Origin of the sequence: Streptomyces sp. NPDC093085 (assembly GCF_040683935.1) — a bacterium.
In the GTDB taxonomy this organism is placed as follows: domain Bacteria; phylum Actinomycetota; class Actinomycetes; order Streptomycetales; family Streptomycetaceae; genus Streptomyces.
The window spans coordinates 94,180-119,576 of record NZ_JBFBFB010000002.1 but is presented as its reverse complement, the minus strand read 5'-3'; the positions used below and the strand labels follow the sequence as shown (position 1 = coordinate 119,576).

At 73.2% G+C, this 25,397-nt stretch carries 21 protein-coding genes; 14 read left to right on the top strand and 7 right to left on the bottom strand.

Going from position 1 to position 25,397, the window contains the following annotated elements; genetic code table 11:
* Positions 1-72 precede the first annotated feature (72 nt).
* Entirely contained in the window at positions 73-483 is a 411-nt protein-coding gene (locus AB0O07_RS07225) for an organic hydroperoxide resistance protein (RefSeq protein WP_365628350.1), read from the bottom strand.
* A 113-nt stretch (positions 484-596) separates the two neighbouring features.
* On the opposite strand from AB0O07_RS07225, the gene AB0O07_RS07220 reads away from it, so the two are divergent.
* On the top strand, positions 597-1,124 hold the full coding sequence (locus AB0O07_RS07220; protein ID WP_365628347.1) for a MarR family transcriptional regulator: 528 nt from the start codon (positions 597-599) through the stop codon (positions 1,122-1,124).
* A 54-nt stretch (positions 1,125-1,178) separates the two neighbouring features.
* Positions 1,179-2,636 carry a glyceraldehyde-3-phosphate dehydrogenase gene (locus AB0O07_RS07215; RefSeq protein ID WP_365628344.1) on the top strand — a complete coding sequence of 486 codons (1,458 nt, stop codon included), beginning with the start codon at positions 1,179-1,181 and terminating at the stop codon, positions 2,634-2,636.
* 45 nt (positions 2,637-2,681) lie between these two features.
* Here the strand turns inward: AB0O07_RS07215 and AB0O07_RS07210 are convergent, their stop codons facing one another.
* The 5 genes from AB0O07_RS07210 to AB0O07_RS07190 form a co-directional block, all read right to left on the bottom strand.
* Positions 2,682-4,046 (bottom strand): adenylosuccinate lyase family protein, encoded by a 1,365-nt coding sequence (locus tag AB0O07_RS07210; protein WP_365628341.1) that lies wholly within the window; start codon positions 4,044-4,046, stop codon positions 2,682-2,684.
* Between the two features lie 8 nt (positions 4,047-4,054).
* Complete coding sequence (locus AB0O07_RS07205) at positions 4,055-5,488, bottom strand: cation:dicarboxylase symporter family transporter (protein WP_365628338.1); 1,434 nt, start codon at positions 5,486-5,488, stop codon at positions 4,055-4,057.
* 163 nt (positions 5,489-5,651) lie between these two features.
* Complete coding sequence (locus tag AB0O07_RS07200) at positions 5,652-6,359, bottom strand: GntR family transcriptional regulator (protein WP_365628335.1); 708 nt, start codon at positions 6,357-6,359, stop codon at positions 5,652-5,654.
* Positions 6,360-6,497: 138 nt separating this feature from the next.
* Positions 6,498-6,830 (bottom strand): antibiotic biosynthesis monooxygenase, encoded by a 333-nt coding sequence (locus AB0O07_RS07195; protein ID WP_365628333.1) that lies wholly within the window; start codon positions 6,828-6,830, stop codon positions 6,498-6,500.
* Between the two features lie 35 nt (positions 6,831-6,865).
* Positions 6,866-7,507 (bottom strand): helix-turn-helix domain-containing protein, encoded by a 642-nt coding sequence (locus tag AB0O07_RS07190; protein WP_365628330.1) that lies wholly within the window; start codon positions 7,505-7,507, stop codon positions 6,866-6,868.
* A 130-nt stretch (positions 7,508-7,637) separates the two neighbouring features.
* Here AB0O07_RS07190 and AB0O07_RS07185 point away from each other — a divergent pair, with 130 nt between their 5' ends.
* From AB0O07_RS07185 to AB0O07_RS07160, 6 genes are all read left to right on the top strand, one after another.
* Positions 7,638-10,064: an MMPL family transporter gene (locus AB0O07_RS07185; RefSeq protein WP_365628327.1), complete on the top strand. Its 2,427-nt coding sequence runs from the start codon at positions 7,638-7,640 to the stop codon at positions 10,062-10,064.
* 53 nt (positions 10,065-10,117) lie between these two features.
* The gene (locus AB0O07_RS07180; protein ID WP_365628324.1) at positions 10,118-10,753 is read left to right on the top strand and encodes a LysE family translocator; all 636 of its coding nucleotides are present in this window, start codon (positions 10,118-10,120) and stop codon (positions 10,751-10,753) included.
* Positions 10,754-10,845: 92 nt separating this feature from the next.
* Positions 10,846-11,730 (top strand): AraC family transcriptional regulator, encoded by an 885-nt coding sequence (locus AB0O07_RS07175; protein ID WP_365628321.1) that lies wholly within the window; start codon positions 10,846-10,848, stop codon positions 11,728-11,730.
* 202 nt (positions 11,731-11,932) lie between these two features.
* Positions 11,933-13,000 carry an iron-siderophore ABC transporter substrate-binding protein gene (locus AB0O07_RS07170; protein WP_365628318.1) on the top strand — a complete coding sequence of 356 codons (1,068 nt, stop codon included), beginning with the start codon at positions 11,933-11,935 and terminating at the stop codon, positions 12,998-13,000.
* A 68-nt stretch (positions 13,001-13,068) separates the two neighbouring features.
* On the top strand, positions 13,069-15,168 hold the full coding sequence (locus AB0O07_RS07165; RefSeq protein WP_365628315.1) for an iron ABC transporter permease: 2,100 nt from the start codon (positions 13,069-13,071) through the stop codon (positions 15,166-15,168).
* Between the two features lie 16 nt (positions 15,169-15,184).
* Positions 15,185-16,276 carry a peptidase C39 family protein gene (locus AB0O07_RS07160; RefSeq protein WP_365628312.1) on the top strand — a complete coding sequence of 364 codons (1,092 nt, stop codon included), beginning with the start codon at positions 15,185-15,187 and terminating at the stop codon, positions 16,274-16,276.
* Positions 16,277-16,344: 68 nt separating this feature from the next.
* Here the strand turns inward: AB0O07_RS07160 and AB0O07_RS07155 are convergent, their stop codons facing one another.
* On the bottom strand, positions 16,345-16,923 hold the full coding sequence (locus AB0O07_RS07155; protein WP_365628309.1) for a TetR/AcrR family transcriptional regulator: 579 nt from the start codon (positions 16,921-16,923) through the stop codon (positions 16,345-16,347).
* A 195-nt stretch (positions 16,924-17,118) separates the two neighbouring features.
* On the opposite strand from AB0O07_RS07155, the gene AB0O07_RS07150 reads away from it, so the two are divergent.
* From AB0O07_RS07150 to AB0O07_RS07125, 6 genes are all read left to right on the top strand, one after another.
* Positions 17,119-17,706 (top strand): 2Fe-2S iron-sulfur cluster-binding protein, encoded by a 588-nt coding sequence (locus tag AB0O07_RS07150; RefSeq protein ID WP_365628306.1) that lies wholly within the window; start codon positions 17,119-17,121, stop codon positions 17,704-17,706.
* Positions 17,703-18,695, top strand: a complete 993-nt coding sequence (locus AB0O07_RS07145; protein WP_365628303.1) for a xanthine dehydrogenase family protein subunit M — start codon at positions 17,703-17,705, stop codon at positions 18,693-18,695. Before AB0O07_RS07150 ends, AB0O07_RS07145 begins: the two co-directional genes overlap by 4 nt.
* A complete protein-coding gene (locus tag AB0O07_RS07140) occupies positions 18,692-20,830 on the top strand; it encodes a xanthine dehydrogenase family protein molybdopterin-binding subunit (protein WP_365628300.1) in 2,139 nt (712 codons plus the stop codon). The genes AB0O07_RS07145 and AB0O07_RS07140 overlap by 4 nt, the downstream gene beginning before the upstream one ends.
* Positions 20,823-21,953 carry an XdhC/CoxI family protein gene (locus AB0O07_RS07135; RefSeq protein WP_365628297.1) on the top strand — a complete coding sequence of 377 codons (1,131 nt, stop codon included), beginning with the start codon at positions 20,823-20,825 and terminating at the stop codon, positions 21,951-21,953. The genes AB0O07_RS07140 and AB0O07_RS07135 overlap by 8 nt, the downstream gene beginning before the upstream one ends.
* A gap of 219 nt (positions 21,954-22,172) precedes the next feature.
* Positions 22,173-24,323 (top strand): aminodeoxychorismate synthase component I, encoded by a 2,151-nt coding sequence (gene pabB / locus AB0O07_RS07130; RefSeq protein WP_365628294.1) that lies wholly within the window; start codon positions 22,173-22,175, stop codon positions 24,321-24,323.
* 9 nt (positions 24,324-24,332) lie between these two features.
* Positions 24,333-25,295 (top strand): pyridoxal-phosphate dependent enzyme, encoded by a 963-nt coding sequence (locus AB0O07_RS07125; protein WP_365628291.1) that lies wholly within the window; start codon positions 24,333-24,335, stop codon positions 25,293-25,295.
* Positions 25,296-25,397 lie beyond the last annotated feature (102 nt).

Genomic DNA, 25,397 nt, shown 5'->3' with positions numbered 1-25,397 from the left:
GGCGTACGCGGCCCGGATACGGGGGCCGCGTACGCCCGCCTGGTGAGTAGGCGAAGTACCCGATCTGCCTGACTACTCGACGACCAGCTCGACCGGGATGTTGCCCCGGGTCGCCTTCGAGTACGGGCAGACCTGGTGGGCCTGTTCGACCAGCCGCTGCCCGGTCTCGCCCGCCAGCGCCTCGGGCAGCTCCACCCGCAGGGTCACCGCGAGCCCGAAGCTCGTCTCGTCCTTGCCGATGGAGACCTCGGCCGTCACCGACACATCGCTCGTGTCGACCTTCGCCTGCCGGCCGACCAGCCCGAGCGCACTGGCGAAACAGGCGGCGTACCCGGCGGCGAAGAGCTGCTCGGGGTTGGTGCCCTCGCCCGAGCCGCCCAGCGCGGGCGGCATGGCCAGCGCGAGGTCCAGGCGGCCGTCGGAGCTGACCGCACGCCCCTCCCGGCCGTTGGCGGTCGCCGCGGCGGTGTACAGCGCGTCCATCGAAACCATCCCTCTCGTCGATCCGGCGGCCCGGTGTGCCGCCCACAGCAGTAGAGTACACGCGATTGAATTGTGCACAACTCAATCGTGCCTCCGGAGCTATCCTTGGCCGTATGACCGCCACACCACCGGCCGCCACACCGCCGTCCCCGTCCCCGGAGCCGTCCGCGACCCCCGTCCCGCCGCCCGGCGCGGACTTCCTCGTCCTCGACCGGCAGATCTGCTTCTCGCTGCACGCCGCCGCGCGCGCCTTCGACGGCCTCTACCGGGTGCTCCTCAAGGAACTCGGCCTCACCTACCCGCAGTACCTGGTCATGCTCGTGCTCTGGGAGCACGGCACCCTCGCGGTCAAGGAGCTCGGCGGCCATCTGCGGCTCGACTCCGGCACGCTCTCCCCGCTGCTCAAACGGGTCGAGAGCGCCGGACTCGTCCGCCGTGAACGCGACGCGCGCGACGAGCGCTCCGTACGGGTCCACCTCACCGAAGAGGGCGCCGCCCTACGGGAGAAGGCGCTCGCCGTACCTCCCCGGATCGCCGCCGCCACCGAATTCGACTACGAGGAGATCGCCGACCTGCGGATCCGGCTCGACCGGCTCACCCGCGCCCTCGACCAGGCGGTCCTGACGACACCGTTCGAATGATCGAACGGGCGGTGGGTTAACATCTGAGCGCCGCCTAGCTCGAAAGATGTGCCTGTGACTGTCACTGAGGATTCCTTCACCAACTGGAGCAACCGCGAGAGGATCGCGGAATCGATGATCCCGGTCATCGGGAAGCTGCACCGCGAACGGGACGTCACCGTCCTGCTGCACAGCCGCTCCCTGGTGAACAAGTCGGTCGTCAGCATCCTGAAGACCCACCGGTTCGCCCGGCAGATCACCGGTGAGGAACTCTCCGTCACCGACACCCTGCCGTACCTCGAAGCGCTCACCACGCTCGATCTCGGCCCCTCCCAGATCGACCTCGCGCTGCTCGCCGCCGCCCACCAGGCCGACCCGCGCGGCCTGACGGTCGCCGAGTTCACCGCCGAGGCCGTCGCCGGCGCCACCGGAGCCGACAAGATCGAGCGCCGCGACCCGCGCGACGTCGTCCTCTACGGCTTCGGCCGCATCGGCCGGCTCCTCGCCCGCCTGCTCATCGAGAAGGCCGGCTCCGGCAACGGGCTGCGCCTGCGCGCCATCGTCGTCCGCAAGGGCAAGGGCGAGTTCGCCGACGACCTCGTCAAGCGCGCCTCCCTGCTCCGCCGCGACTCCATCCACGGCCAGTTCCAGGGCACCATCGCCGTCGACGAGGCCAACGGCACGATCATCGCCAACGGCAACGAGATCAAGGTGATCCACGCCGACGACCCGACGGCCGTCGACTACCAGGCGTACGGCATCAAGGACGCCATCCTCATCGACAACACCGGCAAGTGGCGCGACCGCGCGGGCCTCTCCCAGCATCTGCGCCCCGGGATCGCCAAGGTCGTCCTGACCGCGCCGGGCAAGGGCGACGTCCCCAACATCGTCCACGGCGTCAACCACAGCACCGTCAAGCCGGACGAGCGGATCCTCTCCTGCGCCTCCTGCACCACCAACGCCATCGTCCCGCCGCTGAAGGCGATGGCCGACGAGTACGGTGTCCTCCGGGGCCACGTCGAGACCGTCCACTCGTACACCAACGACCAGAACCTGCTGGACAATTACCACGGCTCCGAGCGCCGGGGCCGCTCCGCCGCGCTCAACATGGTCATCACCGAGACCGGCGCCGCCTCCGCCGTCGCCAAGGCGCTCCCCGACCTGAAGGCGCCCATCACCGGCAGCTCCATCCGGGTCCCGGTCCCCGATGTCTCGATCGCCATCCTCAGCCTGCGGCTCGGCCGCGAGACCACCCGCGAGGAGGTCCTCGACCACCTCCGGCAGACCTCGCTGACCTCCCCGCTCAAGCGTCAGATCGACTTCACCAGCGCCCCCGACGCGGTCTCCAGCGACTTCATCGGCTCGCGTCACGCCTCGATCGTCGACGCCGGCGCCACCAAGGTCGACGGCGACAACGCCATCCTCTACCTCTGGTACGACAACGAGTTCGGCTACTCCTGCCAGGTCGTCCGCGTCGTCCAGCATGTCTCCGGGGTCGAGTACCCGACGTACCCGGCGACCCCCGAGGTCTGACGCGGACGCGCCGGCCGGACGCGCCGACCGGACGCGCGGCTCCGGCTACCGCTCCCCGTACCGCTCCGAGGAGCGCAGCACCTCCCGGGTCATCGCCCGCGCGCTGCCCAGATACCGCGCCGGGTCGCAGAGTTCCCTGATCCGGTCGGCGCCGAGATGGCCCACCAGCTCGGCGTGGGCGAGGAGTTCGGCCTCCAGCGTGGTGCCCGTCTCGATGGCCGCGCGGCACGCCTCGTACACCGTGTCGTGCGCCTGGTTCCTGCCGAGGACCGGGGCGACGTCCATCATCACGGCCTCGGCGACGATCAGACCACCGGTGAGACGGGTGTTCTCCCGCATCCGGTCGGCCTTCACCTCCAGACCGGAGAGCATGAAAGCGGCCTGGTGCAGCGAACTCGCCAGCAGCAGGAAGGACTCGGGGACCGTCACCCACTCCAGGTGCCAGGGCCCGGTGGCCCGCTCGAAGTCCTGCACCGTCGCGTCGAGCATGCTGGTGGAGCGGTCCCGCAGCAGCTTGGCGGCGGCGAACATCAGCTCGCTGGAGATCGGGTTCCGCTTCTGCGGCATGGTGGAGCTGGCGCCCCGCCCCGGCACGAAGGGCTCGGCGAGCTCGCCGAACTCCGAGGAGCACATCATCATCACGTCCCAGGCGATCTTCCCGAGGGAGCCGCCGATGGACGCGAAGAGCGAGACCAGTTCGACCAGCCCGTCCCGGGCCACATGCCAGGTGATGGCGGGGTCGCGCAGCCCGAGTTCGCGGGCGAGCGCGGCCCGGGTACGGAGCCCTTCGGGCCCCTCGCCCAGTGAGGCGAGGGTGCCGGCCGCGCCGCCGAACTGCACCATCAGGGCGCGCTCGCGGGCCTGTTCGAGACGTTCCGCGTGCCGGTCGAGGGCCGAGAGCCAGACCGCGCAGCGGTAGCCGAAGGTCACCGGCAGCGCGTGCTGGAGATGGGTGCGGCCGGCCGTGACGGTGTCCATGTGCGCGGCGGCCAGCTCGCGCAGGGCTCCCCGCACCTCGTCGAGCTGGGCCTGGAGGAGTGCGACGCCCTCCTTGCACTGGAGCATGACAGCGGTGTCCATGATGTCCTGGGTGGTGGCGCCCCAGTGCAGATAGCGGCCGGACTCCCCGCACTGGTCGGCGACCTGCTTGACCAGGGGCAGCACCGGATAGCCGACGATCTCGGTCTCCGTGCGCAGCCGCTCCAGGTCGAGCCCGTCGAAACCGGCCTTGAGGGTGATCTCCCGCGCGGCCGTGGCGGGGATGACACCGACCTCGGCCTGGGCACGGGCCAGCGCGGTCTCCGTGTCGATGACCCGCCGGAGGTAGGCGGTGTCGGCGAAGACCTCGCGCATGGCCGGGGTGCCGAACATGTCGCGGTAGAGCAGGGAGTCGAAGACGGTCGAACTCACGGAGGAACTCACTTCTGTGCGGGGGCGGACACGGGTGCTGGTGCGGCGGCCGGGGCGGCGCCCACGGCGGCGGTGGCGGGCACGGGGGAGGGGGCCGTACCGGACGAGGCGTCCGGCCCGGCGGCTTCGGACTCCTCCAGCCGGGTGAGGAAGGCCCGGGGGTCGGCGAGGGCGCCGCTCACCTTCTCGACGTCCATCTCCTTGCACCACTTGGCGATGACGAAGGTGGCGACGACATTGCCGAAGGTGTTGCAGAAGGCGGTGGCCATGGACATCAGCCGGTAGACCCCGAAGAGGACGGCGACGCCCTCGACGGGCAGATAGCCGGTGGCGGCCACCGTGGAGGCGAAGACGACAAAGGTGCCGCCGGAGACGGTCGCCGCGCCCTTCGAGGTCAGCAGCATGATGAGGAGCAGCCCCAGTTGTTCGGGGAGGCCCATGTCGATCCCGTACGCGTTGGCGACGAACATCGTGCAGATGGCCATGTACAGGGAGGTGCCGTCGAGGTTGAAGGCGTAGCCGGTCGGCACGACCAGCCCGACCGACTGCTTCGAACAGCCGATCGCGGTGAGCTTCTTGAGGAGTCCGGGCAGCGCGGACTCGGAGGAGGCGGTGCCCAGTACCAGGGTCATCTCGACCCGTACGTACTGGAGGATGCGCCAGATGTTGAAACCGGCCGCCAGACAGACCAGGCCCAGCACGCAGGAGATGAAGAGGGCGACCACCGCCCAGTACTCCAGGACCAGTTCGGCCAGGGCCAGCAGCATGCCGCCGCCGTTCGCGCCGACCGAGTAGGCGATGGCGCCGAACGCCCCGATGGGGGCGAGCTTCATGATGACGTTGACGAAGGCGAAGAACATCTCGGAGACGACGTCGAGCCCGCTGTTGACCCGGCTCCGCAGATGTGGCTTGAGAGTGAGCAGCCCGGCGCCGAAGAGCACGGCCAGGACCACGACCTGGAGCAACTGCCCGGAGGAGAACGCCCCGACGAAGTTGTCGGGGACGATGCCCTTGAGGAAGGCGGTGACCCCGTGCTCGCCGCCCTCGGCCACCGGCGCCTTGCCGGTGTCCGTGGTGGGGGAGACGCCCTTGCCGACGCCCAGGAGGTTCGCGGCCAGCAGGCCGATGAGCAGGGCGAGGGTCGAGACGACCTCGAAGTAGACCAGGGCGAGGACACCGATCCTGCTCGCCTTCCTGAGGTCCCCGGCCGAGGCGATGCCCATGACGACGGTGAAGAAGACCAGCGGGGCCACACCGGCCTTGACCAGGGCGAGGAAGAGATCGCCGACGATCTTGAGGTCGACGGCGAAGCCGGGGAAGAGAAAACCGACCGCGACACCGAGCGCCATGGCCAGCGCGATCTGGGTGCCGATGCCCCGGAACCGGCGGGCGGAGCGGGGTGGTTCGGGGTCGCGGGACAGCAGCTGTTCCTGGGACCTCATGCGAGCACATCCTTGTCTAGACATGAGTTCTGTCTAGACAAGGATGCTCACGGAAACATGGATGTCAAGAGATGTGCGTTTTCGGGAACCGGCCCGGCGGCCCCCACGCGGCCGTGGGCCCCGGGTGCGCCCGCCGGGCCGCCCGCCTCGGCCGTGCGCGGCCTCAGCCGCGCTGGAGGGTCGTCTCGTAGACGAAGGTGCCCTGGGCGTGCGTACTCACGCTGACCTCGAAGAGGCGCCCGTCGGCGTCGTAGTAGCGCCGTACGAACTCCAGCCCCGGGCTGCCCGGCGCGACCCCGAGCGGACCCGCCGCCTCCGGTGGCACCCCGACGGCGCGTACCCGCTGCACCACCCGGTCCACCGCCCGGCCCGCGTATGTCTCCAGGAGGTCCGAGATGAGCAGCGGGCTCTCCCGCAGGGCGGTGGAGACGGCCTCGGCGTCGGCGGGCTCCAGATAGACCCGGGCCCAGGAGACCACCTGGCCCGAGCGGTCCGGGTCCTGGCGTACGGACGTGACGCGGACCATCCGGCCGCCTGCGGCGAGCCCCGTCGACTCGGCCAGCTCCCCGTCCACGACCAGCGGTTCGACGGAGAGCACCCGCCGGACCGCCGACCTGCCGTACTGGGTGAGCTCCTGGAGGCTGCCGAGGCGGGTGGTGAAGGCCGGCGCGGGCCGGGCGCGCTCCACCCGTGTCCCCGTACCGGGGTGACGGGAGATCAGCCCGCCCGCCTCCAGCCGGTGCAGGGCGCGCCGCAGCGTCTCCCGTGACACCGCGTAGGAAGCGGCCAACTCGGGCTCGGTGGGCAGCAGTTCACCCACCGCCCAGCGGCCTCGGGCGAGCTTTGCCATCAGGTCGTTCGCAATGCCCACATAGCGTGGCTCACCCACGACGGACCCCCGGCCGGCCTCGACAACACCTGGCCTTGAACCCTAGACCAGTCGCTCCGGAGGAGCGTCGTCCGCCGTCCCGGGGGAACGTCATCTGTCGTACGGCGTACGGCGAGCGCGTCAGGAGGCGGCCGGCGGCGCCGCCTGCTGCACGACCTCGAAGGACCAGAGGGTGGAGCCGCTGGCGGCGGGCTTGGGCCGCTCGCCCTCCGGCGCGCCGCCGCCCTGGTGAGCCGCCTTCATCGGGCCTTCCATCCACGCCTGGAAGGACGCCTCGTCCCGCCACCGGGTGTAGACCAGGTAGGTGTCGGTGCCCTCGACGGGGCGCAGGAGCTCGAACCACTCGAAGCCGTCGGAGTTCTCCACCGCGTGCGCCCGGGCGGCGAAGCGCCGCTCCAGCGTCTCGCGCTGCTCGGCGGGGACGGTCAGTACGTTGATCTTGACTACGCTCATGGGTCCCATCCTGCCGTACGGCGGGCGACGGGGCGTCAGCGGCGTCCGATCCCGCTGATCGCCGTGTGCAGGCTGTCCCCCTCGGGCGCGAGCGGCGGCAGCGGGGTGGCGCCGGTGGGGCTGAGCGCGTCGAAGATCAGGGTGAGGAAGCGCGCCCGCAGCTCCGGTGTCGTCCCCGGGAGGCCCAGCCCGGCGACCGCCATGACCAGGAAGCGGGGGATGTCCTCCGCGGTGAGGTCCGCCCGTACCTCGTCCTGTTCCTGAGCGCGCACCAGCAGCGGATGGACCGCCGCGCTCAGCCGCCGGATGGCCGCCTCGGCGACAGTGGCGAAGTCGCTGGCGAAACCGACCAGTCCGCGCTCCTCGCTGATCAGGTCGAGCAGCCGTCCGGCGATCTCCAGCAGCGCGGCGCGGGGCGTGGCGGACGCCTCCGCGTCGTCGATCAGCGGCAGCACATCGCTGTCGAGGATGTCGTCGAGGACGGCCCGGACGATCGCCTCCCGGTTGGGGAAGTGCCGGTAGAGCGTGGCGATCCCGACCCCGGCCTCGGCCGCGATCCGCTCCAGCGACCCCTCCTCCGTGCCGAGGACGACCCGTCCGGCGGCGGTGATGCGCTCCACATTGGAGCGGGCGTCGACTCTGCGCCGTCCGGGGGCGCGCCCTGCCGCTCTGGTCATCCGAGGCTCCTTTCCCGCCCCCGCAGGCTACCCGACCCCCACCCCATCTGATAGTCGACCATCGGTTTGGTAGTAGCCTCTCACTTATCGGTGCGGCCCCCCGGCCGCTCGTCCGCAAAGGGAGAGAACTGTGTCCGTTCTGCTGTACCGGATGGGGCGGTTTGCCTACGGCAAACCCTGGTACGTCATCGGCGGCTGGCTCGCCGTGGCCGCCGCCGTCGTGGGGCTCCTCGCCGCCAACCCGGTCAGGCTCAGCAACGAGGTCCGTATCGACGGAACCGCCGCCCAGGAGGTCGTCGACGACCTGGCGCGGTACGTCCCCGAGGCGTCCGGAGGCCAGGGCATGCTGGCCTTCCGCGCCCGGGACGGGGCGCGGATCGACGCCCCGGAGACCAGGGCCGCCCTGCTCGCCGCGGTGGACGCCGTCTACCGCCACGACCATGTGGTGGACGCGCGCGAGGTCCTCGCCGGGGAGTTCGCCCGGGGCGACGGCAGCCCGCTGCTCCGCGCCCAGGCCGCCGTGGCCCGGGCGGCGGGGGCGCCCCATGGCGGCGCGGAGACCGCCCCCGTACCGCTGACGGACGGCGGCGTGCCGGTGCCCGGCGTGGTGGTCTCGGCCGACGGCACCACCGCACTGATGCAGTTCCAGTTCGACGCCCAGACCTTCGAACTCCCCACCGGCACCGTCGACTCCACCGTCCGGGCCGCGCGCCACCACGCCGACCCGGGACACCTCACCGTGCTGCCGTCGGCCGCCATGATGGAGATACCCGACCTCATCGGCGTCGGCGAACTGGCCGGCGTCGCCGTGGCGGCGGTCGTCCTGGTGGTCACCCTCGGCTCCGTCGTCGCCGCCGGACTCCCGCTCGCCATCGCCCTGATGGGGGTCACCGTCGGCGTGGGCGGCGCCTTCACCCTCTCCACCGTCATCGAGATGCACTCGCTCACCGCCGTGCTCGCCCTGATGCTGGGACTCGCCGTCGGCATCGACTACGCCCTGTTCATCGTCGTCCGGCAGCGCCGGCTGATCCTCGGCACCGGCCTCGACGCCCACGAGGCGACCGGACGGGCCATCGGCACCGCGGGCAGCGCGGTCCTCTTCGCCGGCACCACCGTGATCATCGCCCTCGCGGGGCTGCTGGTCGTCGGCATCACCCTGCTCAGCACCATGGCCCTCGCGGCGGCCGGCACCATCGCCGTCGCCGTCGCGCTCGCCCTGACCCTGCTGCCCGCACTGCTGGGGCTGGTCGGGGAACGTATCTGCGCCCCTCGGGCCCGGCAGGCGGCACACGACCGCCGTACCGCGACCGCATCCGCTTCCGCGACCGCATCCGCATCCGCGACCGCATCCGCATCCGCGACCGCCACCGCCTCCGCGGCGACCCGGGCCACCCGGTGGGGCGCCCGGCTCGTCCGCCACCGGTACCCGGCCCTCGCCCTCGCGTTCGCCCTCTGCGCCCTCGTGGCCCTCCCCGCCGCCGACATGCGGCTGGGGCTGCCCTCCGGCGCGAGCTACAACACCGGCACCGCCCAGCGCGAGAGCTACGAGGCGGTCAGCGACTCCTTCGGCCCCGGCTACAACGGCCCGCTCCTGATCGTGGCCCGCTCCGCCGACCCCGCCCGCCCCCTCGCCCCGGAGTCGCTCGCCGCGCTCACCACCGGACTCCGCGCCACCGAGGGCACCGAGGCGGTGGCGCTCGCCGGAACGGACCGCACCGGTACGACGGCGGTGCTGAGCCTCGTCCCCCGCACCGGCCCCGACGACGAGGCGACCAAGGACCTCGTCACGGCGATCCGCGCCCGGAGCGCGGAGATCGGCCGGGCGCACGGCCTCACCGTCGGCGTCACCGGCTTCACCGCCCTCGCCATCGACGTCTCCGGCCGGCTCGCCGATGTCCTCCCGCTCTACATCGCCACCGTCCTCGGGCTCTCCCTCATCGTCCTGCTGCTGGTCTTCCGCTCCCTCCTGGTCCCCGTGATGGCCACGGCCGGCTTCCTGCTCAGCGTCGCCGCCACCTTCGGCGCCACCACGGCGGTCTTCCAGTGGGGCTGGTTCCAGGCGCTCCTGGGGCTCGACGCCACCGCGCCCGTGATGAGCCTGCTGCCCATCATCATCACGGGGGTGCTCTACGGGCTGGCCATGGACTACCAGATGTTCCTGGTCACCTCCATGCGCGAGGCGTACGTCCACGGGGAGAGCGCCGCCAGGGCCACCGTCACCGGCTTCGCCGGCGCGAGCGCCGTCGTCCTCGCCGCCGCCACCATCATGGTCTCGGTCTTCGCGGGCTTCGTCCTCAACGCCGAACCCATGATCAAACAGGCCGGGTTCGCGCTCGCCGCCGGTGTCCTCATCGACGCCTTCCTGGTCAGGATGGTCCTCGTACCGGCCGCCATGGCGCTGGTGGGGGAGCGGGCCTGGTGGATCCCGGCCCGGCTGGAACGGCTCCTCCCCGACCTCGACGTGGAGGGCGACCGCCTCGCGCGCCGGATCCCCCTCGGCCAACCGCCCACGGAGCGTACGGAGTCCACCGGGACGACCACACACGCCCTGCACTGAGTATTTCTCCGGATACGGGCCGCGCCCCCGCCCCCGGCCCGTATCCTGCCGGCGTGATCGGATGGGAGCGGGCGGCCGCCTTCGCGGCCGTGGTGAGTGTGCTGATCGCCGTGCCGGGGCCGAGCGTCCTGTTCGTGGTGAGCCGGGGAGTGACACTGGGGCGGCGGGCCGCCGTGTCGACCGCGCTGGGCAACGAGGCGGGGCTGCTGGTCCAGGTCACGCTGGTGGCGGTCGGCCTGGGGGAGGTTCTCGCCCGCTCCTTCCTGCTCTTCTCCCTCCTGAAGTTCGCCGGCGCCCTCTACCTCGGCTACCTCGGCGTCCAGACCTGGCGCCACCGCCACCGCCTGATGGTGCCCGAGGAGGACGGGACCGCCCCCGCCCGCCCGCGCCGGGTCTTCCGGGACGGCTTCGTCGTCGGCGCCACCAACCCCAAGGGCCTGCTGATCTTCGGCGCGGTCCTGCCGCAGTTCGTCGACCCCGGCGCGGGCCATGTCCACCTCCAACTCCTGCTGCTGGGCCTGGTCGCCGTCCTGATCGCGCTGATCTCCGACGCCGCCTGGGGTCTCCTCGCCGGCACGGCCCGGGGCTGGTTCACCGCCTCACCCCGCCGCCTCTCCTGGATCGGCGGCGCTTCGGGCGCCGTCATGGTCGGGCTGGGCGCCCGGCTGGCCCTCACCGACCGCGCCTGAGACGCCTCCACGGCCCTGACCCCCCCCCGGGGCCCGGCCGCTGTCCGATCCGCCCCCGGGGCGCCCGGAGCACCCCCGATAGACTCCGCCGTATGGTCCGACCGTCCCGTGCCGCCACGGGCACCGGGACGTGGCGGCGTGAGACGGGCACCGTGATACGCAGGGCCGCGGCGCGCCCGGAGCCCCCGGCGGCCGCCTCCGCCATCACCGCCGGGTCGCGGGTTCCCGCCGTCCCCACCGAGTGGGCACCGCACACCCACCCCCTCCACGAACTCGTCTGGGTACGCGGCGGAACCCTCACCTCCCGGGTCCGCGACCGGATCTTCACCGTCTCCGAGGGGTACGGGCTGTGGATGCCCGCCGGAGTGGTGCACGGCGGCCGGGCCACGGCGGGCGCGGAGTTCCACGACGCCTTCTTCGCCCCCCACCGCACCCCGTTCACCACCGACGAGCCGGTGGCCATCGCGATGACACCGCTCCTGGAGTCACTCCTGACCCACCTGTCCCGCGGCGATCTCGGCGCCGGGGCCCGGGCCCGCGCGGAGGCGGTCGTCTTCGACGTACTCCAGCCCTCCGCCCACCCGTTCGTGCTCCAACTCCCCGGCGACGCCCGGATCGACACGATCGCCGAAGCCCTGCTGGCCGACCCCGCCGACCCCCGCTCGCTGGAGGAGTGGGCCCGCGCGCTGGACATCAGCGACCGTACGGTCACCCGCGCCTTCCGCCGGACGACGGGGCTCTCCTTCGCCCAGTGGCGCCAGGCCCTCCGTGTCCACCGGGCGCTCACCCTGCTCTCCGAGGGCTTCGATGTGCTGACCGTCTCCGAGACCCTCGGCTACGCCCAGCCCAGCACCTTCATCGCCGCCTTCCGGCGAGTCATGGGAACCACCCCGGGCGCCTTCTCCGGTACGGCCGGCGCCGTCGGCACCGCCCCGGCGGGTGTCCGGAATCCCGTACCGGGTGTCGGGAACTCCTGATTGTCGACATGCCGGTCGGGATATAGCCTCCTCCCTGGTTAGGCAACCCTTAGTCGGCACCTCGCCGGGGCGCGGACTCCCCGCATCCCGGCGCGCTGCCCCGCCTGCCCGCCCGCGCCCGGCCCCCGCGACGTACCCCCGAACACGCCGCGACCCGGCCCGGCGCCAGCGCCCCGCAGCACCACACGAAAGAGGACCGTTCATGAACCGTGCCCGTCGCCTGGCGGCGTCCGCCACCGCGGGGCTCCTCGCCCTCGCCGCAACGGCCTGCGGCACGACCGACGTCGCCGGCCCGGACCCGGCCGGGTCCGGCACCAGCGCCGCGCCCGCCTCGCGGAGCTGCGCCGAGGACACCACGACGACCTCGGAGAAGCCCGTCTCCCTCAAGGACGGCGTCGGCCGCCAGGTGACGCTCGACCAGCCCGCCACCCGCATCGCCGTCCTGGAATGGCAGCAGATCGAGGACGCGCTGACCCTCTGCGTCACCCCCACCGCCGTCTCCGACGCCAAGGGATACCGCACCTGGGTCAGTGCCGAGAAGCTCCCCGAGGGCGTCACCGACATCGGCACCCGGGAGGAGCCCGACCTCGACACCCTCTACGCGGCCAAGCCCGACCTCATCGTCGTGGAGGCGTTCTCCGCCGACGACGAGACCGTCAGGAAGCTGGAGAAGCGCGGCGTCCCCGTGATGGTCACCCGGGGCGCCGACCCCGAGGACCCGATCGGGAACATGCGGAACGTCTTCCGCCTGATCGGAGAGGCCACCGGCCGTACCGAACGCGCCGACCAGGTGCTCAAGGAGTTCGACGACCACCTCGCCACCGCGAAGGCGAAGGTGTCCTCCGCCGCGCTGCCGACCAAGGACTTCCTCTTCTTCGACGGCTGGCTCCAGGGCGGCAACCTCACCGTCCGCCCGTACAGCAAGGGCGCCCTCTTCACCGAGATAGGCGAAGAACTCGGCATGCGGCCCGCCTGGACCGACGACATCAACACCGCCCACGGCGACGGCGGCGTCGACCCCTCGTACGGCCTCGCCCAGACCGACGTCGAAGGACTCACCGCCGTGGGCGACGCCAACCTCTTCTACGCCAACGACCAGGGGGCCGGCGGCTATGTCGCCGCCCTGGAGAAGAACCCCATCTGGAAGTCCCTCCCCGCCGTCGGGGAAGGCCGCGCGCACGCCTTCCCCGCCCGGGTGTGGGGCGCCGGCGGCCCCCGCTCCTGCGAGCAGGCCATCGACGCGTACGTCGACGTCCTCGGCAAGAAGTGAGCACGCCGCAGCGAGCGAGCACACGGCAAGAAGCGAGCACACGGCAAGCAGTGAGCACCCGGCAAGACGTGAGCACCACGCCCGGCACGGCACCCGGACGGAGGCCGCCGCCGCACCCCCGGCGCGGCGGCGGCCCCTCCGGCGCGGCCGTCCTGATCCTCCTCGCCGCCGCGACCGTCCTCGTCGGCCTCTGGCACCTGACCCAGGGCACATCGGGCGTCGGCGTCGGGGACCTGGCGCGCCATCTCGCCGGCGCGCCCGACCGCACCGGCGGCGCCCCGGTCGGCGAGATCCTCACCGGCTCGCGCCTGCCCCGGCTCTTCGCGGGCGTCGCGGTGGGCATCGCCCTCGGCGCGGCCGGCGCGCTGCTCCAGTCCGTCACCCGTAACCCGCTCGCCTCCCCGGACACCCTCGCGGTCACCGCCGGCGCCTACTTCACCCTCTCGCTCCTCGCCGCCCTCGGACTCACCGTCCCCCTCTGGGCGTCCGGCGCCACCGCCTTCGCCGGCGGGCTGCTCGCGGCCGCCCTCGTCCTGGCCCTCGCGGGCCGCGCCGCGGGCACCACCGGCACCCGGCTGATCCTCGCCGGCTCCGCGACGGCGGCGGCGCTGGACGCGGCGACCGCGATGCTCCTCATCCTCTTCGGGCAGAACACCACCGGCCTCTTCGCCTGGGGGAGCGGCTCGCTCGCCCAGCTCGACATCGACGCGTCCGTACGCGCCCTCCCCCTCATCGCCCTGACGCTCGCCACCGCCCTGACGCTCTCCCGGCGGCTGGACGTGACACACCTCGGCGACGACACCGCCGCCACCCTCGGCGTCCCCGTCCGGGCCACCCGGCTGACCGCCGTGCTCTGCGCGGTCCTGCTCAGCGCCACGGCGGTCACCCTCGCGGGCCCCATCGCCTTCGTCGGCCTCGGCGCCCCCGTCCTCACCCGCCTGCTCGCCGGCCGGGTCAGGGCGCTCCACCGCCATCTCTTCCTGGTGCCCGCCTCCGGGCTGACCGGCGCGCTCCTCATCCTCCTCGCGGACGCCTCGCTCCGCGCGGTCCAGGGCGCCGACGGAGCCGCCGCCATCCCCACCGGCGTCCCCACCGCCCTGCTCGGCGCCGTCGTGATCGTCCTCCTCGCCCTGCGCCTCCGCGACACCGGCCGGCTCCCGCCCCCGCCCGCCCGGGCCGGGGCGCGCTCCCGCCGCGGCTACCTCCTCGTCGTCCTCGGCGCGGTGACGCTGCTGGCGGCGGCGGCCCTGGTCGCCGTCCTCGCGGGCAGCCTCTGGCTCCGTACGGGCGATATCGCGCTCTGGATACGCGGCGCCGCCCCGGAGCTGATCGGCCGGGCCCTCGACGACCGGTTCCCGCGTGTCGTCGCCGCGATCCTCGCCGGAGCCGCCCTCGGCCTGGCCGGCGCCGCCGTACAGAGCGCGGTGCGCAACCCGCTGGCGGAGCCCGGGATCCTCGGCATCACCGCGGGCGCCGGGCTGGGCGCGGCGAGCGTCGTCACCGCCGGCGTGCCCGGCGGACGGCCGGTGCTCGTCGCCGTGGCGGTCACCACCGGGCTCGCCACCTTCGCGGTGATCGCCCTGCTCGCCCGGCGCGGCGGCTTCCTGCCCGACCGGTTCGTGCTGATCGGCATCGGCTGCGGCTACGGACTCAGCTCCGTCACCACCTTCCTCCTGCTCCGCGCCGACCCGTGGAACACGCCCCGCATCTTCACCTGGCTCTCCGGTACGACGTACGGGCGCACCCTGCCCGATGTCCTGCCGGTCGCGGTGGCCCTGGCACTCGCGCTCCCCGTGCTGCTCGTGATGCGCGGCCGGCTCGACCTGCTCGCCGTCGACGAGGACACCCCGCGCGTGGTCGGCGTCCGGCCGGGACGCACCCGGTTCGCCGCGCTCGCCGTCGCCGCGGTGCTCGCGGCGGTCAGTGTGATCGCCGTCGGTGTGGTCGGCTTCGTGGGGCTCGTCGCCCCGCATCTGGCCCGCTCCCTGGTCGGCGCCCGCCATGTCCGGGTCCTGCCCGTCGCGGCGCTGCTCGGCGCGGCGCTGGTCTGCGTCGCCGACACCCTCGGCCGTACCCTCCTCGCCCCCGCCCAGATCCCGGCGGGCCTCATGATCGCCCTGGTCGGCGCCCCGTACTTCCTCTGGGTGCTGCGCCGCTCCCGTACCTGAGACCGGAACACCTGACATGCCATCCCATCCCTCACCACCCGCCCGGAGCGCCGTCGTCGTCCCCTACGCCCCGGACGCCCCACCACCCCAACTGGCCCCCCTGGCCGGGCCGGACCGGCCGGGCGGTCCCGCCGTACCGGAGCGGTGGAACGCGGTCGACCGCTCCGCCCACGCCCCTCACCTCGTGGCCGTGCCCGGGGCCGACGCCACCGAGTGGATTGCCGCCGCCCTGGTCACCGCCCGCCCGGGCACCTCCTATCTGAAGATCGTCGACGCCCTCGGCGATGTACCGGCCGCCGTCGGCGCCGTCCTCGAAACGGCCCGCCGCCGGGGACTCGCCCAGGTCAAATGGGAGGGCTGGACGACCACGGCGGAGGAGGCCACCGCGCTCGGCTTCACCCCGCTGCGCACCCCACCGGGGGCGGAGGGCCCGGACTCCGGCTACATACGCCGGCTGTACGGCGCCGAGCCGGCCGCGCCCCCGTACTACGCGCAGACCACCCACTTCACCTGCGGCGCCGTCACCGCCCTGGTCGCCCGGGCGCACGCGGGGGCGCTGCCCGGGGAGGCGCTCGACCGCGACGCGGAGCTGACACTGTGGCGCGCCGCGACGAACTTCCCCGCCTGCGAACCCGTCGGCCTCGGTGTCGCCGTGCACCGGGCGTGGCCGTCGGCCCCCGTCACCGTCTTCCTCGACACCGAGGACCCGGTCCTCCTCGACCACCTTCCGGAGGCCGAACAGGAGTGGCGCGCCGCGCTCCAGCGTCTCTCCCGGGCCGACGCGGAACGCTCCGGCACCCCGGTCGACCCGCGCCGGCTCTCCCTCCCCGAGATCCGCGCGGCGCTCGACCGCGGCGGCCATGTCCTGCTGCTGGTCTCCCTCGCCACGTTGCAGGGCTTCGACGTCCCCCACTGGATCCTCTGCCACGGCACCGTGCCCGGCGCCGTCGTCGTCGACGACCCCTGGGCCCACGCCCCCGCGGGGGACACCTGGGTCGACGCCCATCTGCTCCCCGTACCCGACGCGTCGCTCGACGCGATGTCGGTCCTCTCCCCGGCCCGCTTCCGGGGGGCCGTGCACATCGCCCCGGCCTCCACCGGCCCGTAACGGCCCCTCAGCCCCCTCAGCCCCCAGCGCCTCTCAGCCCCCAGCGCCTCTCAGCGCCCCTCATCCGCTCAGCGCCCCGCCGCGCCCGCCCGCAGGCCGTCCATGACCAGGTCCAGCAGGCGCTCGGCGGTGGCGCGCCACTCCCCGTCCGGGGTGAGCTGCCAGAGCCCGGCGGTCGCCAGGAGGAAGTCGTCCGCCGTCACGCCCGGCCGGATGGTGCCCGCCTCCTCGGCGGCCCGGAGCAGCAGGTCGGCGGCTTCCATGAGGGGAGTGGGGGGCGGCTTCTGCGGGCCGCCGCCGGTGGTGACGGCGAGCCGGAGCGCCTCGGTCAGACCCGCCTTGGCCATGGCGAACTCGGTGAGCCGGTCCATCCAGGCCCGCAGGGCCCGGTCCGGGGCGAGGCAGCAGAGCAGTTCGGTCGCGGCATCCGCCACCTGGCCCATCTCGTGCTGGTAGACCTCCAGTATCAGGGAGGCGCGGTCGGGGAAGTTGCGGTAGAACGTCGCCTGCCCGACGCACGCCTTCCGGGCGATGACGCTGAGCGGTACGTCCGGACGGAGCGTCAGTTCCGCGAGGGCGACATCCAATATGCGCGCACGGTTCCGCTGCGCGTCCGAGCGCAGCGGAACATCCTTTTTCGGCCGCACGCTCACTCCTCGCGGGGGTGGTGCACCACCCCGTCTCTTGTTAACCGGACAGTTGTCCGTTACGTTTCCGAGTAGCGGACAACTGTCCGGACACGTCCACCATAGCCGTGGGCGCGGGGCCTTGGGCAGGCTCCGGCCGGTACTTCGTGCCCACGCGCGCTTCATGCCATTCGGACCACAGGAAAGCAGCCCTCCATGGTCTTGACGACCTCAAGCGTCATCACTCTGAACATCAACGGTGAGAAACACACCCTCCCCGTCGACCACCGCACCACCCTCCTGGACGCCCTGCGCGAACGCCTCGAACTGACCGGCACCAAGAAGGGGTGCGACCAGGGCCAGTGCGGTGCCTGCACGGTGCTCGTCGACGGCCGCAGGACAGTGGCCTGCCTGCAATTCGCCGTCGCGGCCGAGGGGCGGGAGATCACCACGATCGAGGGGGTGGCCGACGGCGACCGGCTCCACCCGGTGCAGCAGGCCTTCCTCGACCTCGACGGCTACCAGTGCGGATACTGCACCCCCGGCCAGATCTGCTCCGCGATCGGCGTCCTGCGGGAGCACGCCGACGGCTGGCCGAGCGCCGCCTCCGAGGACGTACGGCCCGAGGCCGGCCCCGCGCCGCTCACCGCCGAGGAGATCCGGGAACGGATGAGCGGCAACCTCTGCCGCTGCGGCGCCTACAACGCGATCGTCGACGCCGTGGACCGTGCCGCGCATGCCGCGGGCTCCTCGGATCCTGCGGACCCCACGGGCTCCACGGGCTCCGAGGGGGTGGCGGCATGAGGGAGTTCGGATACCGGCGCGTTCTCGACGTACGGGACGCCGTCGGCCTCCTCGACGCGGACCCCGACGCCCGCTACCTCGCGGGCGGAACCAACCTCGTCGACCTGATGAAGACCGGCGTCGAACGCCCCGGCCGCCTCGTCGACGTACGCGAACTCCCCCTGGACCGCGTCGAGTCCACCCCCGACGGCGGCCTGCGCATCGGCGCGACCGTCACCAACAGCGACCTCGCCGCCCACCCCGACGTCCGGCGCCGCTACCCGATGCTGACCCAGGCGGTCCTCGCCGGCGCCTCCGGACAGCTCCGCAACATGGCCACCGTCGGCGGCAACCTCCTCCAGCGCACCCGCTGCGCCTACTTCACCGACACCTCCCTGCCGTGCAACAAGCGGAACCCCGGCAGCGGCTGCCCCGCGATCCGGGGCGAGCACCACAATCACGCCATCCTCGGCGCCTCCGGACAGTGTGTGGCCGTCCACCCTTCGGACATGGCGGTCGCCCTGGCCGCCCTCGACGCGGTGGTGCACTACGAGACCGCCGAGGGCCCGGGCACGCTCCCGCTCGACGCGTTCTACCTCCCCGTCGGCGACACCCCGCACCGCGAGACGGCCCTGCCGGAGGGGGCGCTGATCACCGGCGTCTCGCTGCCACCGGCCCCGGTCGCCGCCCGCTCCCGCTACCGGAAGGTGCGCGAGCGCGCCTCGTACGCCTTCGCCATCGGCTCCGTCGCCGCCGCCCTCGACCTCCACGACGGCACCGTCAGCGCCGTACGCCTCGCCTACGGCGCGGTCGCCTCCCGTCCCTGGCGGGCCCGTACGGCGGAACGGACTCTCCTGGGCGCGCCCGCGAACGCGGAGACCTTCGCCGAGGCGGCCGACGCCGAACTGGCCGCCGCCCGGCCGCTGCCCCACAACGCGTACAAGGTGACCCTCATGCGCAACCTCACCGTGGCCCTGCTCGGCGAACTGGCGGAGGAGGCCACCCGATGACCACCGTCACCCCGTCCCGTACCGCCGGTACCCCGCCCCGCGCCGTCGGCACCGGACATGTCCGGGTCGAAGGCCGCGACAAGGTCACCGGCGCGGCCCGCTACTCCGGCGAGATCCCCTTCACCGACCTGGCCCACGGCTGGCTGGTGCTCTCCACCGTCACCCGTGGCCGGATCCGGGAGATCGAGACCGGCCCGGTGCTGCGGATGCCCGGAGTCCTGGCGGTGCTCGACCACCACAACGCCCCCCGTCTGCACACCGACTACATCGGGATGCTCGGCACCCCGCCCGACCCCACCTGCGCGGTCTTCCAGCACGACCGGGTGGAGTTCCGGGGCTGGCCGGTGGCGCTGGTGGTGGCCCGTACATCGGAGCAGGCCCGGGAGGCCGCCGAAGCCCTCGTCGTCCACTACGACACGTATCCGCACGACACCGACTTCGGCGAGGACACCCCGGGCGCGCGCGCCGTGGACGGTTTCGAGCCCGGAGTGATCTCCAAGGGCGACATGGAAGCCGAACTCTCGGCCTCCGCCGTCGTCGTGGACGCCGAATACACCACCCCCGAAGAACACCACAACCCCATGGAGCCCCACGCGGCGACGGCACGCTGGGACGGCGACCGGCTCGATGTGGTCGACTCCAACCAGGGCGTGAGCTGGGTCGCCGGGGAACTGGCCAACCTCTTCTCCCTCGACCCGGCCATGGTGAGCGTCCGTTCCGAGCATGTGGGCGGCGGCTTCGGCAGCAAGGGCGTCCGCGCCCACCAGGTGGCCGCGGTGATGGCCGCCACCCTCGTGGAACGCCCGGTACGTGTCGTCATGACCCGGCGCCAGATGTTCTCCCTGGCCGGACACCGCAGCCCCACCGTCCAGCGGGTCCGGCTCGGGTCCGACGCGGACGGGCGGCTGCGCGCCCTCGAACACCGCTCCCTCAGCCGTACGTCCAGGGTCTTCGAGTTCGTCGAGCCCAGCGCCGGGGTCGGCCGGGTGCTGTACGACGCACCCGCCCACCACACCGAGAACCGCGTGGTGGAGCTGGACGTGCCGAGCCCCACCTGGATGCGCGCCCCCGGTGAGGCGTCGGGCTCCTTCGCCCTGGAGTCCGCGCTGGACGAACTCGCCGAGCGGGCCGGCATCGACCCCGTCGAGGTGCGCCTGCGCAACGACACGGACCGGGGCCCCGTCTCCGGCCTGCCGTTCGCCGGACGCAGCCTGCGCGCCTGCTTCGAGGAGGGCGCGCGCCGCTTCGGCTGGGCGGCCAGGGACCCACGGCCCGGGCAGCGCCGCGACGGACGGTGGCTGCTCGGCACCGGGACCGCCGCCGCCTTCTTCCCCGCGGGCGCTGGCCCCACGACGGCCGCGATCACCGCCGAGCCGGACGGCGGGTTCACCGTACGGGTCGGCGCTGCGGACATCGGCACCGGCGCCCGGACCGCGATCACCCTGGTCGCGGCGGACGCGCTGGAGGTGACGCCCGACCGGGTACGGGTGCGCATCGGCGACACCGCCTTCGGCCCTGCCATGATCGCGGGCGGCTCCATGGGCACCCGGTCCTGGTCCTGGGCGGTGCTGGCCGCCGCCGCGGAGCTGCGGGAGCGGCTGGTCCCGGGGACGGACATCCCGCCGGAGGGCATCACGGTGCGCTCCGACACCACCCAGGCGCTGGGGTCCCTGGCCCAGATGGAACGTCACTCCTTCGGGGCGCAGTTCGCGGAGGTCGCCGTCGACGTGGCGACCGGCGAGGTACGCGTACGGCGGATGCTCGGCATCTTCGCCGCCGGCCGCATCGTCAACCCGCTGACCGCACGGAACCAGCTCGTCGGCGGGATGATCTGGGGCATCTCCATGGCCCTCCACGAGGAGGGCGCACGGGACGAGGCGTACGGGGCCATGGTGGGCTCCGACCTGGCCGGCTACCACATCGCGGCCCACGCCGACGTGCCCCGGATCGAGGCGGACTGGCTGGACGAAGCGGACCCCGACGACCCCGCCGGAGGCATCAAGGGCATCGGCGAGATCGGCATCGTGGGCGGGGCGGCGGCGGTCGCCAACGCGGTCTGGCACGCGACCGGCGTACGCCACCGGAACCTGCCGATCCGCCCGGACCGCGTGGTGCGGGCGGGCCGGGATGCTTGACCTGGCACCCGACCTGCTCGGCCTGCTGGCGGAGGGGCGCGATCTCGCGGTGGCCACGGTGGTGGCCGTCGGGGGCAGCGCGCCGCGCGGCCCCGGCGCGACCCTCGCCGTCGACTCCGGCGGCGAGGTCATCGGCTCGGTCTCCGGCGGCTGTGTCGAGGGCGCGGTCTACGACCTGTGCGAGGAGGCCCTGAAAACCGGTGAGAGCGTGCTCGAACAGTTCGGCTACAGCGACGAGGACGCCTTCGCCGTCGGCCTCACCTGCGGCGGCGTCCTCGACATACTGGTCACCCCGCTGACCGCCGCCACCCCCGCCAGGGCCCTGCTGCGCGCGGCGCTGGAGTACGCGGCGGCGGGCGAGGCGGTGGCCCTGGCCCGGGTCGTCCGGGGCCCCGCCGATCTGCTGGGCGGTGCGCTGCTGGTACGGGCCGACGGGCCCTGGGAGGGCGGGCTCGGCGGGGGCGCCGACCTGGACCGTACCGTCGTCGCGGAGGCGGGGGCGGCACTGGAGGCGGGCCGTACCGGGACGGTCGAGGTCGCGGCGGACGGCTCGCGCTGCCCGGGCGGTCTCACCGTGCTGGTCGAGTCGAGCCTGCCGCCGCCCCGCATGATCGTCTTCGGCGCGGTCGACTTCGCGGCGGCGCTGGTCCGGGCCGGCGCGTTCCTCGGCTACCACGTGACGGTGTGCGACGCCCGGCCGGTCTTCGCGACGCGGGCGCGGTTCCCGGGCGCCGACGAGGTGGTCGTGGAGTGGCCCCACCGCTATCTGCGCACCACCCGGACGGACAGCAGAACCGTCCTGTGCGTCCTGACCCACGACGCGAAGTTCGACATACCCCTCCTGGAGGTCGCGCTGCGGATACCGGCGGCGTTCGTCGGCGCGATGGGCTCCCGCCGCACCCACAGCGACCGCGACCGCCGGCTGCGCGAGGCGGGCCTGACCGACCGGGAACTTTCCCGCCTGCGCTCGCCCATCGGCCTCGACCTCGGGGGCCTGACCCCCGAGGAGACGGCCCTGTCGATAGCGGCGGAGATCGTGGCCGCCCGCAGAGGCGGAACAGGCGCCCCTCTGACGGACATCGCCACCCCGATCCACCGGGTCCCCGCCGCCCGGACCGCCTGACACCTCCCCCGGCCGCCGGTGTGCCGGTGCGCATGCCCGGTGGGCCGGGGGAGTGCGGGTGGCATCTCGCCGCCTGCCGCCCGGACCCCGCGCCGGGAGTTCCGGCCGGTCAACCCCATGACGGCCGTCCTGCACAATGGTGACGACCACACCCCGCCGACCACCCGTCCCACCGAGCCCCGCGGACCCCCCCGCTTCGACCCTCTTGGTGTACACCCCATGCGTGTCCTGCTCATCGACAACTACGACTCCTATACGTACAACCTCTATCAACTTCTGGCAGGGGTGTACGGGGTCCCGCCCGTGGTCGTCCGCAATGACGCCCCGGACTGGGACGGTCTCGACCCGTACGGTTTCGATGCCGCGGTCATCTCGCCGGGACCGGGCCATCCGGCCGCCCCCCGTGACTTCGGCCGCTCCCGCGACATCCTGGAGCAGGGCGGGCTTCCGGTCCTGGGCGTGTGTCTGGGCCATCAGGGCATGGGCCTGATGGCGGGCGCGCGGATCGCTCCCGCCCCCGAGCCGAGGCACGGCCACCTCTCCACGGTCCGGCACGACGGCAAGGGCCTCTTCGCGGAGGTCCCCCAGGATTTCACCGCTGTGCGGTACCACTCGCTGAGCATCGCCGAGCCGGTCCCCGGCCATCTGGAGGTCACCGCCCGCGCCGAGGACGGCGTGGTCATGGGCCTGGCCCACCGCGAGCGGCCCTGGTGGGGGGTGCAGTTCCATCCGGAGTCCGTCTGCACCGAGTACGGCGCCCTCATCGCCGCGAACTTCCGGACCCTGGCCCTGGCCACCCCCACCTCCACGCCCCGCCCCCACCTGCCCCCCACCCCCACCTCGGCCACCCGCACCCCCACCACCCCCACCACACCCCCGGCGCGGCTCCGGGCACAGTTCGCCACCGTGGACCGAGCCGTCGACGCGGAGGCCGCCTACCTGACCCTGTACGGCGCCGACCACCGCTCCTTCTGGCTCGACAGTTCACGCGTCGAGCCGGGCCTGGCCCGCTTCTCCTTCTTCGGTTCCGCGCACACGCCGGGGGCCGAGACGCTGACGTACCGCGTCGGGGACGGCCATGTCACCGTCGAGCCCGCGGGGGGTGTGCCCCGGCGGGAGGAGGGCACGGTCTTCGAGGCGCTCGACCGCCGCACCGGCCGTACGGTCACCGGCACCGAGGGGCTGCCGTTCGATTTCACCGGCGGTTATGTCGGCTACTTCGGTTACGAGCTGAAGGCCGACCTCGGTGCCGGCCGTACCCACCGTTCCCGGACCCCGGACGCCGTATGGCTCCAGGCGGATCGTTTCATCGCCGTGGACCACGCCGAGAACCGTACCTACGCCGTCGCCGTCTGCCGGGAGCAGGACACGGAGGCGGCGGACGCTGCGCGGGAGTGGATCGCCGCCACGCTCCCCGTGCTGGCCGCCGTGCCCGCCCAGCGGCCGGACACCACACCCGCGCCCGTCGCCGAGGAGCACGACGCGTCCCGCTACCTGGCCCGCCCGCGCAGCCGGTACCTGGCCGACATCCGGGAGTGCGACCGGCGGCTGCGCGAGGGGGTGAGCTACGAGATATGCCTGACCAACACTCTCCGCCTGCCCGCACCGGCGAGCGACCTCGCCTACTACCGGCGCCTGCGCCGCCTCAACCCCGCCCCGTACGCCGCGCTCCTGCGGCTGGACGGCGTCAGCGTCCTCAGTTCCTCGCCCGAACGGTTCCTCAAGGTCGATGCGGGGCGCATGGCGGAGGCCAGACCGATCAAGGGAACGGCGCCTCGCCACCCCGACCCGCGTACCGACGACGAGATACGGCGGTCCCTTCAGATGGACCCCAAGACGCGCGCGGAGAACCTCATGATCGTCGATCTGCTCCGGAACGACCTGGGGCAGGTCTGCGAGGTCGGCACGGTCGGTGTGCCGGCGCTCATGGTGACGGAGTCGTACGCCACCGTCCACCAGTTGGTCTCCACGGTCGGCGGGCGGCTGCGCGAGGGCACCTCGGCGGTGGACGCGGTACGCGCGTGTTTCCCCGGCGGTTCGATGACGGGCGCGCCGAAGCAGCGCACGATGGAGATCATCGACACCCTGGAGAAGGAGGCACGGGGCGTCTACTCCGGGGCGCTCGGCTTCCTCGGCTACGCGGGAACCGCCGACCTCAGCATCACCATCCGCACCGCCGTGAGCCATGACGGAGAACTGACCATCGGCGCGGGCGGCGCCATCGTCCTGGACTCCGACCCGGTCACGGAGTACGAGGAAATGCTCCTCAAGGCCGAAGCGACCCTGAGAGCCCTCCCCGAGGCGCGCGTCCCGGGCACCGCCCGGTTCCCCACCGACACCACGTGCCACCTCCCGGGGGACGGTACGTAAACTCGCGGTGTGCCCCTCCCCGCCTCCGCTTCTCCTCTCCCCGGATCCCCCGCCCCCGCGCTGCCCTCTCCCGTGGAGTCGCTCACCGACCCGGTGTTGGCGCGGGCCGGTGTGGAGCTGCGGTTGAAGCGGGACGACCTGATCCACCCGGACATCCCCGGAAACAAGTGGCGCAAGCTCACCCCCAACCTGGGGGCCGCCGTCGAGCAGGGCCACACACGGCTGCTGACCTTCGGCGGCGCGTACTCCAACCACCTGCGAGCCGTCGCCGCCGCCGGGGCCGCTCTGGGGCTGTCCACGGTCGGTGTCGTCCGGGGCCACGAGCTGGCCGGCGCGCCGCGCAACTGGTCGCTGGCGCGGGCGGAGGCGCTGGGCATGGAGCTGTTCCCCCTCGACCGCGCCCGCTACCGCGAGATCCTGAGCTCGCTGGACGATCCGGGGACGCTGCGGGCGCTGGAGGAGCGCTGGGGGCGCTGCTACGTCCTCCCGGAGGGCGGTACGAACGCCCTCGCCGCCCACGGGGCGGCGAGGACCGCCGAGGAACTGACCGGCCTCGGCGCCCACGACGTGGTGTGCTGCCCGGTCGGCACCGGCGGCACACTGGCGGGGATCGCGGCCGGACTGCCCCACGGGGCAAGGGCGTTGGGGTTCGCGGTGCTCAAGGGCGCGGAGCGCGGCCTGGATGCCGAGGTGGCGCGGCTGCACCGGCTCGGCTGGGGACGGCCGTACGACAACTGGCGGATCGAGCACGGTTTCCACGGCGGTGGCTTCGGACGGGTTCCGGCGGAGCTGGAGACGTTCGCGGCCGGATTCGAGGAGCGGCACGGGCTGGCGGTGGAACGGCGGTACGTGGCGAAGATGTTGTGGGGGGTGTACGCGCTGGCGGGCTCCGGCGCCCTGCCACCGGGCACCCGTGTCACCTCCGTCGTCACGGGCCCACCCGACGAAGGCCCAGCCGCCTCCTCGAAGTGAGCGCGGGCGGTGCGGAGACCCGCCCGAAGCGGCCCCGCACCGTCATGGGGACTGCTCCGGGCGTCGCCAGGGACGTACGGAGGGATGCCTCTCCGCGTCAGG

Coding starts and splice junctions, on each gene's coding strand:
- AB0O07_RS07225 (WP_365628350.1), bottom strand. CDS start 483: ATGGACGCGCTGTACACCGCCGCGGCGACCGCCAACGGCCGGGAGGGG.
- AB0O07_RS07220 (WP_365628347.1), top strand. CDS start 597: ATGACCGCCACACCACCGGCCGCCACACCGCCGTCCCCGTCCCCGGAG.
- AB0O07_RS07205 (WP_365628338.1), bottom strand. CDS start 5,488: ATGAGGTCCCAGGAACAGCTGCTGTCCCGCGACCCCGAACCACCCCGC.
- AB0O07_RS07195 (WP_365628333.1), bottom strand. CDS start 6,830: ATGAGCGTAGTCAAGATCAACGTACTGACCGTCCCCGCCGAGCAGCGC.
- AB0O07_RS07190 (WP_365628330.1), bottom strand. CDS start 7,507: ATGACCAGAGCGGCAGGGCGCGCCCCCGGACGGCGCAGAGTCGACGCC.
- AB0O07_RS07175 (WP_365628321.1), top strand. CDS start 10,846: ATGGTCCGACCGTCCCGTGCCGCCACGGGCACCGGGACGTGGCGGCGT.
- AB0O07_RS07170 (WP_365628318.1), top strand. CDS start 11,933: ATGAACCGTGCCCGTCGCCTGGCGGCGTCCGCCACCGCGGGGCTCCTC.
- AB0O07_RS07160 (WP_365628312.1), top strand. CDS start 15,185: ATGCCATCCCATCCCTCACCACCCGCCCGGAGCGCCGTCGTCGTCCCC.
- AB0O07_RS07150 (WP_365628306.1), top strand. CDS start 17,119: ATGGTCTTGACGACCTCAAGCGTCATCACTCTGAACATCAACGGTGAG.
- AB0O07_RS07145 (WP_365628303.1), top strand. CDS start 17,703: ATGAGGGAGTTCGGATACCGGCGCGTTCTCGACGTACGGGACGCCGTC.
- AB0O07_RS07140 (WP_365628300.1), top strand. CDS start 18,692: ATGACCACCGTCACCCCGTCCCGTACCGCCGGTACCCCGCCCCGCGCC.
- AB0O07_RS07135 (WP_365628297.1), top strand. CDS start 20,823: ATGCTTGACCTGGCACCCGACCTGCTCGGCCTGCTGGCGGAGGGGCGC.
- pabB (WP_365628294.1), top strand. CDS start 22,173: ATGCGTGTCCTGCTCATCGACAACTACGACTCCTATACGTACAACCTC.